This window comes from Streptomyces sp. ME02-8801-2C (assembly GCF_033793965.1).
Taxonomy (GTDB): domain Bacteria; phylum Actinomycetota; class Actinomycetes; order Streptomycetales; family Streptomycetaceae; genus Streptomyces.
In genome coordinates this window covers 117,541-132,394 of record NZ_JARAXP010000007.1, presented here as the reverse complement: position 1 = coordinate 132,394, position 14,854 = coordinate 117,541, and the positions used below count along the sequence as shown (strand labels likewise).

General features: G+C 69.9%; 13 protein-coding genes. 6 read left to right on the top strand and 7 right to left on the bottom strand.

The window, feature by feature from the left end; genetic code table 11:
* Positions 1-3 precede the first annotated feature (3 nt).
* Positions 4-1,254: an acyl-CoA dehydrogenase family protein gene (locus tag PV396_RS23555; protein WP_319207612.1), complete on the top strand. Its 1,251-nt coding sequence runs from the start codon at positions 4-6 to the stop codon at positions 1,252-1,254.
* A 200-nt stretch (positions 1,255-1,454) separates the two neighbouring features.
* Here the strand turns inward: PV396_RS23555 and PV396_RS23550 are convergent, their stop codons facing one another.
* The 3 genes from PV396_RS23550 to PV396_RS23540 are packed head-to-tail and all read right to left on the bottom strand — an operon-like array spanning position 1,455 to position 4,557.
* Positions 1,455-2,048 carry a TetR/AcrR family transcriptional regulator gene (locus PV396_RS23550; RefSeq protein WP_319208409.1) on the bottom strand — a complete coding sequence of 198 codons (594 nt, stop codon included), beginning with the start codon at positions 2,046-2,048 and terminating at the stop codon, positions 1,455-1,457.
* A gap of 50 nt (positions 2,049-2,098) precedes the next feature.
* Entirely contained in the window at positions 2,099-3,796 is a 1,698-nt protein-coding gene (locus tag PV396_RS23545) for a class I adenylate-forming enzyme family protein (protein ID WP_319207610.1), read from the bottom strand.
* Entirely contained in the window at positions 3,793-4,557 is a 765-nt protein-coding gene (locus PV396_RS23540) for an SDR family oxidoreductase (RefSeq protein ID WP_319208407.1), read from the bottom strand. Before PV396_RS23540 ends, PV396_RS23545 begins: the two co-directional genes overlap by 4 nt.
* A 198-nt stretch (positions 4,558-4,755) precedes the next feature.
* On the opposite strand from PV396_RS23540, the gene PV396_RS23535 reads away from it, so the two are divergent.
* Complete coding sequence (locus tag PV396_RS23535; RefSeq protein ID WP_319207609.1) at positions 4,756-5,994, top strand: DUF1343 domain-containing protein; 1,239 nt, start codon at positions 4,756-4,758, stop codon at positions 5,992-5,994.
* Positions 5,995-6,074: 80 nt separating this feature from the next.
* Positions 6,075-7,466, top strand: coding sequence for a serine-threonine protein kinase (locus tag PV396_RS23530; RefSeq protein ID WP_319207608.1), 1,392 nt, complete (start codon positions 6,075-6,077; stop codon positions 7,464-7,466).
* A gap of 48 nt (positions 7,467-7,514) precedes the next feature.
* On the opposite strand, the gene PV396_RS23525 is transcribed toward PV396_RS23530, so the two are convergent.
* Complete coding sequence (locus PV396_RS23525; protein ID WP_319207606.1) at positions 7,515-10,319, bottom strand: penicillin acylase family protein; 2,805 nt, start codon at positions 10,317-10,319, stop codon at positions 7,515-7,517.
* Positions 10,320-10,734: 415 nt separating this feature from the next.
* Between PV396_RS23525 and PV396_RS23520 the strand changes: the two genes are divergently transcribed.
* Positions 10,735-11,340 carry a hypothetical protein gene (locus PV396_RS23520; protein ID WP_319207604.1) on the top strand — a complete coding sequence of 202 codons (606 nt, stop codon included), beginning with the start codon at positions 10,735-10,737 and terminating at the stop codon, positions 11,338-11,340.
* A gap of 348 nt (positions 11,341-11,688) precedes the next feature.
* Positions 11,689-12,756, top strand: a complete 1,068-nt coding sequence (locus PV396_RS23515) for an RNA ligase (ATP) (RefSeq protein ID WP_319207601.1) — start codon at positions 11,689-11,691, stop codon at positions 12,754-12,756.
* Here the strand turns inward: PV396_RS23515 and soxR are convergent.
* Positions 12,710-13,225, bottom strand: coding sequence for a redox-sensitive transcriptional activator SoxR (soxR, locus tag PV396_RS23510; protein ID WP_319207599.1), 516 nt, complete (start codon positions 13,223-13,225; stop codon positions 12,710-12,712). The genes PV396_RS23515 and soxR overlap by 47 nt on opposite strands.
* 128 nt (positions 13,226-13,353) lie before the next feature.
* On the opposite strand from soxR, the gene PV396_RS23505 reads away from it, so the two are divergent.
* Positions 13,354-13,815, top strand: a complete 462-nt coding sequence (locus PV396_RS23505; RefSeq protein ID WP_319207597.1) for a MaoC family dehydratase — start codon at positions 13,354-13,356, stop codon at positions 13,813-13,815.
* Here the strand turns inward: PV396_RS23505 and PV396_RS23500 are convergent.
* Together PV396_RS23500 and PV396_RS23495 are read right to left on the bottom strand one after the other, a co-directional pair.
* Entirely contained in the window at positions 13,806-14,453 is a 648-nt protein-coding gene (locus PV396_RS23500) for a TetR/AcrR family transcriptional regulator (RefSeq protein WP_319207595.1), read from the bottom strand. The two genes, PV396_RS23505 and PV396_RS23500, sit on opposite strands and share 10 nt — an antisense overlap.
* A gap of 106 nt (positions 14,454-14,559) precedes the next feature.
* The gene (locus tag PV396_RS23495) at positions 14,560-14,847 is read right to left on the bottom strand and encodes a YiaA/YiaB family inner membrane protein (RefSeq protein WP_319207593.1); all 288 of its coding nucleotides are present in this window, start codon (positions 14,845-14,847) and stop codon (positions 14,560-14,562) included.
* Between the last annotated feature and the right edge of the window lie 7 nt (positions 14,848-14,854).

Below are 14,854 nucleotides of genomic sequence, written 5' to 3'. Positions count from 1 at the left end.
GTCATGGACTTCGCGTTCGACGCGCGCACCGAGGAACTGCGCGCCAAACTCCTCGCCTTCATGGACGAGTACGTCTATCCGGCCGAACAGGTCGAGCACGAGCAGCGTGCGCGGCTGGCCTCGCCGTGGGACACCCCGGCCGTGGTCGAGGAGTTGAAGGCCGAGGCCCGCAGCCAGGGCCTGTGGAACCTCTTCCTGCCCGACGCCCGGCACGGCGCGGGCCTCACCAACCTCCAGTACGCCCCCCTCGCCGAAATCACCGGCCGCTCCCCGCACTTGGCGCCGACCGCGCTGAACTGCGCGGCACCGGACACCGGCAACATGGAGGTGCTGGCGCAGTTCGGCGACGAGCAGCAGAAGAAGCAGTGGCTGGAGCCGCTGCTGGCGGGGGAGATCCGCTCGGCGTTCGCGATGACCGAGCCGGAGGTGGCCTCGTCCGACGCGACGAACATCGAGACGCACATCCGGCGGGACGATGGGGGCACCTCCCGCTCGAGCGGAGCCGAGAGTGGGGGAGACTACGTCATCTCCGGCCGCAAGTGGTACATCTCCGGGGCGATGAACCCTCACTGCCGGATCTTCATCGTCATGGGCAAGACCGACCCGGGCGGCCCCGACATCCGCCGCCAGCAGTCGATGATCCTGGTCCCCCGGGACACCCCCGGGGTCACGGTCAAGCGGGCCATGCAGGTGTTCGGCTACGAGGACCACTCGCACGGCGGCCACGCCGAGGTCGTCTTCGACGAGGCGCGGGTGCCGGCGTCGAACCTGATCGGCGAGGAGGGCGGCGGCTTCGCCATCGCGCAGGCGCGGCTCGGTCCCGGCCGTATCCACCACTGCATGCGGCTGATCGGCATGGCGGAGCGGGCGATCGAGCTGATGTGCCGCCGGGCGGTGTCCCGCACGGCGTTCGGCAAGGCGCTGGCCCAGCAGGGGGTCGTCCACAACTGGATCGCGGACGCGCGGGTCACGGTGGAGCAGTTGCGGCTGCTGGTGCTGAAGACGGCGTGGATGATGGACACGGTGGGCAACAGGGGGGCGCACGCGGAGATCCAGGCGATCAAGATCGCCACGCCGCGGGCGGTGGTGGACATCATCGACAAGGCGATTCAGCTGCACGGGGCGGGTGGGGTGAGTCAGGACTTCCCGTTGGCGGAGCTTTGGGCGAGTGCGAGGACGCTGAAGCTGGCGGACGGTCCGGACGAGGTGCACCAGCGGTCGCTGGCGCGACGCGAGCTGAAGCGGTACGTGTAGTTTTTCTCGCCCCCGCCGCCCCTACCCGTCCCATCCTCGGGGGCGCTGCCCCCGAACCCCCGCTCCTCAAACGCCGCAGGGGCTAATCATTAGCCCGTCCGGCGTTTGAGGACGAGCGCGTTCAGCGCGAAAGGGGGGTCTGGGGGCGCAGCCCCCAGGGATGGGACGGGTAGGGGCGGCGGGGGCGAGGAAATCACCCCCTACGGGCGCAGCGCTCGCAGCAAGAGGTCCGCCAGTTGGTCGGCTACCTCCGTCGAGCTCAGTGGGCCCTCCGGGCTGTACCACGTCGACAGGTGGTGGATCGAGCCGAAGTGGTAGTCGACCACCAGATCCGCCGAGGTCGCCCGCGAGAACACCCCCGCCTCCTGCCCCTCCTCGATCAACGCCCGGAACCGCTCGTGGTACCGCCGTCTCTCCGCCCGCACCTGCTTGTTCTTCTCCGGACTCAGATGATGCATGGAGCGGAAGAAGATCATCGCGTCGTCGAGGTTCTCGATGGTCGTGACCACGACATCCGCCGCGGCCCGCCGCAACCGCTCCTCCACCGGCGCGTCGGCGTTCGCGAACGCGTCCAGCCGCTCCTGCTGGACGCGCAGCACGCGCGCGTACACCTCGTGCAGCAGATCGTCCTTGGACCCGAAGTAGTGGTACAGCGCCCCCTTGGTGACCCCGGCCGCCTCGACGATCTCCTGGACGGACGTACGGTCGTACCCCTGTTCAGCGAAGAGCCGGGTGGCGGCGGCCAGCAGCCGCTGCGGGACGGGCGTACCGTCGCCGTCCGTCGTCCTGGGCACTACCGCCACCAGCCTTCCCCACGTTCCACTGAGCTGCTCACCGAGGTCGCTTACCGAGAGTCCGTCGACCGGGAACGCAGTTCCCGACGGAGGATCTTTCCAGTCGCCGTCTTCGGCAGGTCGGGCAGGATCTCCACCTGCCTCGGGTATTTGTACGCGGCCAGTCTCTCCTTGCAGTACGCGGCGAGCGCGTCCGGGTCCCCCTCGGCACCCGGGCGCAGGCTGATGTACGCCTTCACGGTCTCCCCGCGGTACCCGTCGGGCACACCCACGACGGCTGCCTCGCGTACCGCCGGATGGGTGTACAGGACGTCCTCGACCTCACGCGGCCACACCTTGAAGCCGGACGCGTTGATCATGTCCTTCTTCCGGTCGACGACGTACAGCCACCCCTCGGCGTCCATGAACCCGATGTCACCGGTGCGCAGCTCCCCGTCCGGGAAGGTCTCCGCGGTGGCCTCCGGGAGCCGCCAGTAGCCGGGCACGACCTGCGGCCCCCGGACGAGGATCTCGCCCTGTTCCCCGAACGGGACCTCGGCTCCCTGTTCGTCGACGATCCGCACGACGGTGTCGGGGCCCGGCACGCCCACCGCGAGGGTGCCGGAGACCGGGTCCACGGGGGCCTCCAGGGCCGGCGGTACGGAGGCACAGGGGGCGGTGCACTCGGTGAGTCCGTAGCCGTTGCGGATGTACGGGCCGAAGCCGGCCCGGAACTTCTCCACGAGGGCGGGCGGCAGCGGGGCGCCGCCGGAGGAGATGTGCCGGAAGGACGAGAAGTGGTCGGGCGTGACGGCCGGATGGGCGCCCAGGGCCATGAAGGCCGTCGACGGCCCGACCGTGTAGTGGGGGCGGTGCTCGGCGAACGCGTCCAGGACGACACCCGGCTCGAAGCGGTAGGCCAGCACCAGCGTGCCCGCGCTGTTCAGGCTCGCACCGAGCTGACACACCATGCCGGTGATGTGGAACAGGGGCGCCATCGCGAAGTACACGGGCGCCTCGGGCAGCGGGAGGCCGGTCCGCTGCCGTTCCGCGTTGTACATGATGTTGGCGTGGGTGTTGGTGGCCCCCTTGGGGGCGCCGCTGGTGCCGGAGGTGTAGCTGATCAGCGCGAGGTCGTCGGGGCGCGGAGCGCGCCCGTCGGGGGCCTGGTGCCCGTACCGGGCGACCGCGGTCAGGTCCTCGGCGTCCGGGGCCTGCGGCAGCCGCTCGAACGCGAGCACGCGCGTGTCGCCACGACTCTGGAAGTCCAGCTCGCAGCCTGTGAGCACGATCCGCACCGGAGAGTCCGCGGCCGTCTCCCTCAGGTACGACTCCCAGGCCCGGTCGGAGCAGATCAGCGCGGCCACTTCACCGTCCCGCAGGACGTGCGTGACCTCCCCCGACTTGTACATCGGGTTGACCGGGACGACGGTCGCGCCCGCCTTCCCAGCTCCCAGCACGGCGAGGACGAACAGCGGCGAGTTCTGGAGCAGGACGGCGACCCGGTCGCCACGCTCCAGCCCCCGGGTGACGAGGTATCCGGCGACGGAGTCGCTCAGCTCGTCGACCTCGCGGTGACTGAGCCGCCCGTCGAAGTAGGCGAGAAAGGTACGGTCCGGGACCTCGGCGGCGGTCCGGCGCAGCGCGTGGACGAGCGAGGCGTCCGGGCTGACCGGCCCGCGCTGGACCTCGTCGAGAAGACCCAGCCAGGGCTTATCCGCGTACCGGGAGCCGGCGTCGGCCTTGAGCTCGGTATCGGAGTCGGTCATCGGGTGGCCTCCCACTTCTGCTGGATGTGGTTCATGTTGGTCAGCCAGCGGTCGGGGTCGGCGGCCCGCGCCTGGTAGTACTCGGCGACCTCGGGGTGCGGCAGGATCAGGAACCGGTCCCCCTCGATCCCCTCGAACAGCGCCTCCGCGACCGCCTCGGGCTCGATCGCGGTCGGCGTGAGCACCAGATCACCCGCGCTGCCGGTGCCGGCCAGCATGTCCGTACGTACGCCCTGCGGGCAGATGGCGTGCACCTTGACCCCTCGGTGGCGGTACGTCAGCGACAGCCACTCCGCGAAGGCGTAGGCACCGTGCTTGGTCACGCTGTAGGGCGCCGCGCCGATCATGGTGAGCAGCCCGGCGGCGGACACGGTGGACACGAAACGCCCGCTGCCCCGCTCCAGCCACTCCGGCAGCAGCTCGTGGGCCGCTCGGACGTGCGCCATCACGTTCACGTCCCAGGCGAGCTCCCAGACCTTCTCCTCGGCCGCCTCGGACCCACCCGAGGCGAGCCCGGCGTTCGCACAGTAGACATCGACGGTCCCACCAAGGGCGGCCCGCGCTTCGGCAACGATCCCGGAGGCATCCCCGGGCACCGCGATCCCACCTATCTCCCCGGCGACGGCCTCCGCCTTGGCGGCGTCCAGGTCGTTCACGACAACCCGCGCCCCTTCGGCGGCGAACCGCCGGGCCAGGGCGGCCCCGATCCCACCCCCGGCTCCGGTGACGACGACTCCGGCCCCTTGCACGACACCCACGATCGGTCCCCTTCGACACGACACGGCTCCAACGCCCGCCCAGACTAACCGGTCGGTATGTAGCAAGAAAGGGGTACGGCCACCCCCTGAGGGGCGCGGGGAACTGCGCGACAAGCCACAACCAGTCCGCACCCTACGAACCACCGGCGGAAGCACATACGGTGCCACTACCACCCGAACCGCCTCACCAAGGGAACCCCCATGCCCCTGTCAAGACGCGGCCTCCTGACAACCACCGCAGCAGCCGCATCCCTCGCGTCCTGCGGAGCAACCCCCACCCAACACCGCCCCAGACAACTCCGCACCGGCTTCGAGAACCTCACCGCCAAGAACTACACACCTCTCACCGGCAAAAAGGTCGGCCTCGTCACCAACCCCACCGGCGTCACCCGGGACGTCCGCCACATCGTGGACGTCATGCACGGGGACGACCGGGTGAACCTGACCGCCGTCTTCGGCCCCGAGCACGGCTTCCGGGGTACCGCGCAGGCCGGTGGTTCCGAGGGCCGCTACGACGACCCGGCGACCGGTCTCCCCGTCTACGACACGTATCTCAAGAGCGGCCGTCCGCTCGCCGACGTGTTCACCGCCTCCGGCGTGGACATCGTCATCTTCGATATCCAGGACGTGGGCGCCCGTTTCTACACCTACATCTGGACGCTGTACGACTGCATGGAGGCGGCCCAGCTCGCCGGCAAACCCTTCCTGGTGCTGGACCGGCCGAACCCGGTGACCGGACGGGCGGCCCAAGGGCCCGTGCTCCACCGGGAGTTCGCGACGTTCGTCGGGCGGCAGCCGATCGCCCAGGCGCACGGGATGACGGTGGCGGAGCTGGCGCGGCTGTTCAACGGGGAGTTCCTGGCCGCGCCGGTGGAGCTGAACGCCGTACTGATGTCGGGGTGGAGGCGGTCGGAGTTCTACGACGCGTCGGGGCTGCCCTGGGTGCCGCCGAGCCCGAACATGCCGACGCCCGACACCGCGCTGGTGTATTCGGGGACGTGTCTCTTCGAGGGGACGAACCTGTCGGAGGGGCGCGGTACGACCCGGCCGTTCGAGCTGCTCGGCGCCGAGGGCATCGACCGGCGGTGGGCCGTCGCGGCGGAGCGGCTCGGGCTGCCCGGTGTGCACTTCAGGGAGGCGTACTTCGCGCCGACCTTCTCCAAGTTCCAGGGGAAGACCATCGGCGGCGTACAGCTCCATGTGCACGACCGGGCGGCCTACGACCCGGTGCGTACCGGAGTCGGGTTGCTGGTGACCGCCAAGCGGGTCTGGAGCGGCTTCGCCTGGCGCTCCGACAACTGGATCGACAAGCTGACCGGCTCCACTCTCGTGCGCACGATGATCGACGCGGGCGCGGACACCGACGAGGTCGTGGCGGCCTGGCACGAGGAGTTGGCGGAGTTCAGGCGCACACGGAAGAAATACCTCATCTACAAGTGAGCGTGACGTATGGCCAACTCCGCCCGGCAGCGGGACGATACGCCCCACATCAGACAACACCACGGGGGACGGGGTATGTCATGGCGGAACAGGAAATGAGTGTTTCTCCCTACTGGGAGCTGACGTTCGACGCGGACGGCGACACCGACGCGCGCAGACGCGACCGGCTGTTCACGGAGGTGGGGCCTCGTCAGGTCCGTGATCTCATCGTCTTCGCGCACGGCTGGAACAACGACCGGTCGACGGCGACCGGGCTCTACAGCAGGTTCTTCTCGGAGGTCCCGGCGTTCGCGCCCGCGACCGCGCGGATCGGCTATGTCGGTGTGGTGTGGCCGTCGATGCGCTTCACGGACGAGCCGATCCCCGACTTCCCACGGTCGACGACCGCGATCACCACCGCCACCGCCGCCCTGCCAGGGGCGACCGAGGGGTCCGGGCTCGACAAGGACACCCGGCAGGCACTGCTCGAGACCTTCCCCGGGCGGGCCACGGTCGTCGAGCAGATCGCCCGGCTGCTGGAGCAACAGCCGGAGGGTGACAGGGCCTTGGAGGAGTTCGGGGGGCTGGTGCGGCTACTGGTCGAGGTGGAGCCGGAGACGCCGCAGACAGGCTTCGCGGCGGACCTCCTGCGCACGGACGGCGAGCCGGACGGCGACCCCGAGATGTTCGCGAGGAGCACGGCGGAGGTCTGCGAGGAGTTCGCCCTGGCCCTGACCGGGAACGAACCCCCGAACCCTGTCGCGGAGTTCGCGCTGCCCAAGCTGCCCAAGCTGCCCAATCCCTGGGAGGGCGGGAAGGAACTGTTGCGGCAGGCCACGTACTACGCGATGAAGCGGCGGGCAGGAACCGTCGGGGAGCGGGGGCTCGGTCCACTGATCGGGCAGCTCGCCGAGGCGGCGCCCGGGGTGCGGGTGCATCTCGTGGGGCACAGTTTCGGCGCGCGGCTCGTGTCCTTCGCGCTGCGCGGGCTGCCTGCGGGGGTGAGCACGGTGAAGTCGCTGACGCTGCTCCAAGGGGCCTTCTCGCACTACGCGTTCGCGGAGCGGCTGCCGCACGAACCGCGTACGGGCGGGGCGCTGCACGGCCGGCAGAAGCGTGTCGACGGGCCCGTGGTGTGCTGCTACTCCAGGTTCGACGGGGCGCTCGGCACGTTCTATCCGCTGGCCTCGCGCATGGCGCACGACAGTCAGGGGGTGCTCGCCGCCGACCGGTCCTTCGCGGGCGTCGATGTGGCGGAGGCGCTGGGACCGGAGTGGGGCGCAATGGGCCACGACGGCGTCCAGGCGGTACCGGGTACCGTCAGGTTGACGCTCGCGGACGCTCTCGAGCCGACGAGGCTGCCGGCGGACGGATGCGTGAACGTGGACGCGGCGGCCGTGGTGAAGCGCGGTGGGCCCCCGTCGGGAGCCCACAGCGACATATGTCACCCGGAACTCGCCCGGTTGGTGCTGGCGGCGGGCCGTATCCACTGACCCGCCGCCGCAACACCCCAGCCGTTACCGGCTGTCAGTCATCAGCTGTCACCGGTGTGAGGTGAACTCGACGACCTGCTGGTAGGTCGGCCGGTTCTGCCAGCTGATGTTGTAGTGCTTGATGCCTCCCAGGGTGCGCTGGACGATCGAGTCGGCGCACCACTGGTTGCCCGCCGCGCACAGCGTGTCGCCGGGGTAGACCTGGGCGGCCGTCTTGCCCGCCGCGGTCTTCAGGGTGCTGATCAGGACGTCCCGGCAGCCGCTGAGCGTGCCGCCGCCGCAGTACTTCTGCGTCAGCCCGCCCTGCACCGGGTCACCGAGGATCGCCCGGATGTCCTTGTCGACGTAGCTCCACCAGCCGTACTGGAAGGAACTTCCCGCGTGCGCCCCGGTCGGTCCGTGTGCGGCCGAGGGTGCCTCGTCGACGGGGAGGTTGGCGGTGATGGCGGTGTAGAGGTCGTTGCCGAGGCCCGGTTGGAACTCGCCCTGCACCAGCAGCGGCCACCAGGCGTCGAGGATGCGGATCGCGTCGGCGTTGGCGTACGTCTTCGAACCCGCCGACGTCTCCGTGCGCTTGCCGCCCGCCGTCACCCACGCGGACAGCTTGCTGACGGCCGCCGCGGCCGTGGTGTCGGTGACCGTCGAGCTGTTGATGACCCGCAGCAGCTTCGGCAGCACGTCCTCGGCCCGCAGATCGGCGAGCGCGGCGTCGGCCATCGCCTTCACCAGCTGCGCCCGTGTCACTCCGCCCGCCGCGACGAGCTTCTTGACCCGGTCCTCGAGGAGGTTGCCGCGGTGGACGGAACCGTTGCCCCAGGAGGCGGTGGTGTAGTCCTTGGCCTGCTTGTTGTTCCAGGAGATGTAGTAGTCCTGGTCGACCGAGTTGGGGTGGGCGGAGGCCGGCGTGTAGTCGGCGGTGTTCGTCGTCGGGTTCCAGTTCCGCCATTCGTACGCGGACTGCGCCCAGACCGGGAACTCGGCGTCGACTCCGCTCGCGCGCACCGGGTTGTCACCGCTGTTGTAGTACGCGGTGTGGGTGGAGTCGGCGTAGAACCAGTTGAAGGTGAAGTTGATGTGCTGCACGGCGGACTGGAAGGTCGCCGGGCTCTTCACGTAGTCCGGGTCGTTGAGCATCTGGAAGCCGATGATCGAGTCGGCCTCGTGCATGTAGGAGGAACGCAGGGTGGTATAGGCGACCTTCTTGCCGCCGACCGTGGCCCGATGGCTCACCGGGCCGTACTTGGTGCGGTAGACCTGCATCCGGTAGGAGCCGGCTGCCGTGCCGTCGGCCGTGGTCGGCTTCCAGGCGTTGGTCTGCTCGATCTTCTCCATCGCGGTGCAGGTGCCGTGGTAGAGGTAGTGGACGTCGTCCTGGCACAGCTCGACCGCGTACGAGTCGATGATGTCCTGCCCGGAGGTCGTCGCGCTCCAGGCGTAGTCCTGGCCACGGCCGAGTTCGACGTACATGCTCAGCCCCGCGAAGGAGGCGCCGCGTGCGCTGATGCCCGGGCCCTGGATCTCCTGAAGCATGAGCAGCTGGGGGGCGAAGTAGCCCGTCTGCGGGCCGAAGACGGCGATCGGGTGGCCGCTGGCCGTCTTGGCGCCGCTCACCACCAGGGCGTTGGACATACCGCGCTTGGCGGAGGTGAGGGCGGTGGCCGTCGCCGTGCTGGTGGTGCTGGTCGCGGTCGCGGTGGCGGCGCTGCCCGTACGGTCGTACACCATCGGTTCCTCGGCGACCGTGCCCGCGTCGGGCAGGGCCTCGCCCTGCGGGTCGGCGGGCGGGGTCGCGTACGGGAAGCTCTCGCCGTTGTGGACGGTGAGAACGGCCTCGGGGTCGTTGCGTTCGCGGAAGGCTTCCCAGACCTTGGTGCCCTCGGTGACGCCGTACTTGGACTGGGCGGCCATCAGTGAGATCGCGTTGTTGACCTCGCCGCCGCCTCCGGACCCGAAGAGCGCGCCGATCACCGAGGCCAGCGCGACCAGGTCGGTGGCCTTGAACTTCTGGATGGTGCCCGCGTTGGTGACGGAGTCCTTCCAGCCGGTGAGGACGTACTCGCCGGGGAAGTAACGGCCGCTGTCGGAGGCGTCGATGTAGGCGTTGATGCCGGCGACGTAGGCGTTGACGTCGGCGAGGGCCTGCTGGCCGCGGGCGCCGTTGGTGGCGACCGCGTTGTCTATCTGGGCCTGGAGGTCGGCCTCGGTGTAGGGGGCGTGGCGCCAGAACTCCTGCTCGAGGCCCTGGTTGGAGGGGTCGCCGCCGGCGAAGGGGGTGAGCTGGCCGCGTCCGACGTGCCGGAAGACGTCCATCAGCCAGAGGCGGTCCTGCGCCGCCGCGTACCCGGCGCCGAACTCGGTGCCGTAGCGGGTGGTGCCTGTGATGTGCGGCACACCCGTCTTCTTGTCACGGACGATGGTCACGTCGGTGCGGCCGGCCGGCGCGAGGGTGGAGGCGACCTGGTCGGCGGGGACCCCGAACGAGGCGTCGTTGAAGAAGTTGTTGATGGTCGCGTTGGTGAGTCCGGAGTAGCCCGTGGCCAGGTTGGCATAGGGCGCGAGCTGGTCCTCGGCGTGGTCCGGCTGGGACCCGAAGGCCTGGTTGAGCAGGATCTGCGCGAGGGTCGCGTTGCCGTTCTGGCCGGGCGGCAGGATGTCGGAACACTGGGCTCCGCAGTAGTCGTTGGACGCTGCGGCGTGGGCCTCGGTCGCCGGGGACATGGGGGAAAGAGGCGACAAAAGACCTGCGATGAGCGTGCATACGGCTGCGGTCTTCAGGAACCCGAAGAGTCCGCCGGGAGTTCTCAGTCTGTCGAAGGTTCTATCGACGGTGTTGCCTGGGGTGCGCCGTGACATGGCAGCTCCTCCGGACCGGGGGGTGGGCCACTCCGAACGGAGTGGGCCAGAGGTTACCGCCGGTATCCCCGCGATTGAAGATGAACATGCGTCACTTTTGAACAACGTGGTACAGGAATTGCGTTGGGGAGTGCGGGGGCACTTCGAGGCGCTGGAAGCAAACGTGGTCCGGCGCCGTGCTCAACAGGTGTTGCACAGAGGTCCGACAGGTGCGGGAGGTAACCGTGAAGGGTGGTCCGGCGGACGGCTTAAGGCCGTTGACGTCGGTCCCGAGGGGGCCCGGCGAGCGGCGTTTGGCCGTCATCGGAAAACAGATGGAGCCGAATCGCTTGTCGATACGTCTATTCGGCGACGTCCGTTCGACGACGCCGAAGTGACCGAAGTACAGGTGCAGATGTGACGGAGGTGCAAGGCGATGGCCGGTTTCCGGAGTCTGGCGAGACAGGTGCGGGACCCGCGGTGCGATCTGGCACTGCGGCGGTATTCGCTCCGTAAGTGCCTTGAGCGGTTCGCCCCTTACGGGCACCGGGCGACCTGGGACCACCTGTGCTCCCGGGCGGGGTTCGGACCGGAGGACCGGTCCCCCGATCCAGCGCGGCTCGTGGCCGCACTGGAGGAGCTCGAGGAAGCGCGCTCGGTCTGGCTTGCCTACGAGGTGGAGTTCGCGAAGCGCCGCAAGAAGGAGAAGTTCGACGGGCTGCGCCGGCCCGGAAGCGTGGACGACTGGCATCGGCTGACCTGGGGTGGGTTCGGGGTGGCCTGGTGCGACGACCCGGGGGTCCACCCCCACGAACCGCTGGCCGAGGTGCTGCGACGGCTGATCGCCGCCCTGGAGCGCGACCCGGGCTCGGTGTGCCCGGTGTGCGACGGGGAGCGCCTCACCTGGAAGTACGACCTGGCCCATGAGCCGTCGTCGGGTCCGGTCTGCACGGAGTGCGGCATCGTGGTGCCACGCCCTGTACTGACCCCCGAGGCCCTGGCGGAGTCCAGGCGCGGACGACTGCTACTGGCGTCGGCCTGAACACGGCGGGGGTGCGCCGGGGATGCCGCACCCCCAATCGAACACCGCGCGATCTTCCAGGGGCGCGAGGAACCACGCGGTCCTCTAGGGGCGCGAGAAACCACGCGGTCCTCTCGGGGCGCGAGGAACCGCGCGGTCCTCTCGGGGCGCGAGGAACCGCGCGGCCTTTCAGGGGCGCGGGGAACTGCGCGTCTTTTAGGGGCGCGGGGAACTGCGCGACCAGCCCCCACCGAACCCGCAGACGAAACCCCGCACCCGGCGGAGCCCATAGCACAGACAAAACCCATGGCTCCACCCCTTTCCCCCAAGGAGAGTTGGCGACGATGAAACCCCACTGAGGAGCCACCCATGTCGACGCTGCGCGTCACCGCCGAAACCCTCACCATCCACCCGCACCCCAACGCCGACGCACTCGAACTGGCCCAGGTGGGCCTGTACCGCGCCGTCGTCGCCAAGGGCGTGTACCGGACCGGCGACACGGCCGTGTACATCCCCGAGCAGTCCGTGCTGCCGGCCGAACTGGTCGAAGAGCTGGGCCTGACCGGACGGCTGGCGGGGAGCAAGTCGGACCGGGTCAAGGCGGTACGGCTGCGCGGCGAGCTCTCGCAGGGCATCGTCTGCCGCCCCCGCGCGCTCGACGGCGTCGACCTGACGCGGGCCGCCGCCGAACGCACCGACTTCGCGGAGCGGCTGGGCGTCGTCAAGTGGGTGCCGCCGATCCCGCCCACCATGAACGGCGAAGTCGAGTCCGCGCCCGACCTGCTGAGCTGGGTCGACATCGAGAACATCCAGCGCTACCCCGACATCTTCACGCCGGGCGAGCCGGTCGTCCTCACCGAGAAGCTGCACGGCTCGGCCTGCCTGCTCACCTATCTCGCCGACGGGAAACGCACCCAGGTCTCCTCGAAGGGGTTCGGCGCCAAGTCCCTCGCCCTGAAGGAGGACCCGCGCAATCTGTACTGGCGTGCGGTGACCGCCCACGGCGTCGCCGAGACCGCCGCCCGCCTCGCCGAGCGGCTCGGCGCGCGCCGGGTCGGCATCTTCGGCGAGGTGTACGGAGCGGGCGTACAGGACCTGACGTACGGCGCGGACGGGCGGCGCGAGACGCTGGGGTACGCCGTGTTCGACGTGTCCGTGGAGGTCGACGGGGAGGTGCGCTGGCTGGACGCGGCCGAGCTGCTGGAGGGCCGGCTGCCGCTCGTACCGAGGCTCTACGAGGGTCCGTACGACGTCGAGCGGGTCCTGGAGATCGCGAGCGGGCGCGAGACGGTGTCCGGGCGGGAGCTGCATCTGCGGGAGGGTGTGGTGATCCGGCCGGCCGTCGAGCGGTACAGCCCGGTGACCGGCGGCAGGGCGATCGCCAAGGCTGTCAGTCCGGCGTATCTGACGCGCAAGGGCGGGACGGAGTACGAGTAGCCGGACCGGCGCCGTTCCTCTCCACCATGAGGCGGGAGCCCGCCCGGCTCTCGCCGAAGGCGTCGTCCGGGTTGGAGAGGACGCAGCCCTCCAGGGACAGACAGCCGCAGCCGATGCAGTCGGTGAGATGGTCCCGGAGCCGGTTCAACTGCTTGATGCGCTCGTCGAGTTCGAAACGCCAGTGCTCGGAGAGACGGGCCCAGTCCTCCCGGGTGGGGGTGCGTTCCTCGGGGAGCTCGGCGAGCGCCTCGCGGATCGTGGCGAGCGGGATGCCGACGCGCTGCGCGGCCCGGACGAAGGCGACCCGGCGCAGCGCGTCACGGCTGTAGCGGCGCTGGTTGCCCGAGGTGCGGCGGCTGGTGATGAGGCCCTTGGACTCGTAGAAGTGCAGGGCGGAGACGGCGGCGCCGCTGCGGGCGGCGAGCTGGCCGACCGTGAGTTCATGGATCTTCTCGGGAATCTGGGGCACCCCTCGAACCCTACCCACCCCACTCGGACCGCAGTCCGTTGACAGGGGGTCCACGGCCCACCATGCTAAGCAGTTGCTTAGAGATAGTGCGACACAATGCGATGGCACAGTGGCGAGGAGGCCGGGACATGGCAGAGCCGAGGATCTTCAGGGGCGCGGACGAGCTGAAGGCGGCGGTCGGTGAGCAGTTGGGGTACACCGACTGGCTGGAGATCGACCAGAAGCGCGTGGACCTGTTCGCGGACGCCACCGGCGACCACCAGTGGATCCACGTCGACCCGGAGAAGGCGGCGGCCGGCCCCTTCGGGACCACCATCGCGCACGGCTATCTGACCCTCTCGCTGCTGCCTCTGTTCGGGCCGCAGCTGATCACGGTCGAGGGCGTCAGGATGGGCGTCAACTACGGGACGAACAAGGTGCGTTTCCCCGCGCCCGTGCCGGTGGGCTCCCGCCTGCGCGCCACCGCCACGATCAACGGCGTGGACGACGTCCCCGGCGGCGTCCAGGTCACCGTCGGCTTCACCGTGGAGCGCGACGGCGGCGACAAGCCGGTGTGTGTCGCCGAGTCGGTGTCGCGGTACTACCTGTGAGCCGGTGAGACCGGCCCGCCCTTCCCCACCATGCGCAGCACGAGGTCGGCGTAGAGCGCGCCGACCTCGTCCGGCGTACGCGAACCGTTGACGTTGAACCAACGGGCCACGTCGACGCACAGCGACAGCACGGCGAGCGTCGTACCCGGCACGTCGGGCACGTCGAACTCGCCCGCCTCCACCCCGTCCTCGATGATTCCGCGCACCTCGGCGTCGCACTGGCGGCGCAGCGCGAGGATCTCGGCGCGGGCGTCGGGGCCGAGGGAGTCGAGTTCGTACTGCACGACCCGGGCGGTGGTGCGGCCCCCGGCGTGCCAGCGGACGAAGGAGCTGACGGCCTCGGCCAGCCGCTCGGTAGCGGTGCCCTCGGTCTGTGCCGCCGTCCGCAGGATGTCGACGGCCTTCTCGTGGCCGATCCTGCTGATCCGGTGGAGCAGCTCTTCCTTGGTCTTGTAGTGGATGTAGAGCGCGGCCGGGCTCATGCCCGCGCGGCCCGCGATGTCACGGGTCGTCGTCGCGTGGTAGCCGCGCTCCGCGAAGGCCTCCACCGCGGCGATGAGCAGCCGCCGGGCCGCGTCAGGGGTCACCTCACCCCAGGGCGCCGCCTCGCCGCCGGCCGTCTGCTCCGCCGTACTCATCGCCCGTTCGCCCCTTTCGCCGACAGTGAGCCCTTACTCTACCGCCGCGGGTGAGCGGGCGCTTAGCGCACCCGGTCAGGGGCCCGGGAGATCCGCGCCTTCGTGATCAGCGGTGCTCGAAGGGGTCGTGCTCGGCGAGCAGCTTGTCCAGGCGGGCCTGGTCGACCCGGCTGACGATCTGGCCCGCCTCCTGGCGGTCCCGGATGACCTTGGCCAGGGTGAAGGCGGAGGTCACCAGATACAGGACGGCGATACCGAGGAAGCCGCGCACCCAGGCGTCGGCCTGCAACCGGAAGATACCGACGGCCGTCGCCCCCAGGGCGATTCCGAAGGACGCGACGGCCTGACCGTAGAAGGCCGCCGTGCTCTGCTGCTGGACGGGTCTCTCACTCATGGGGACA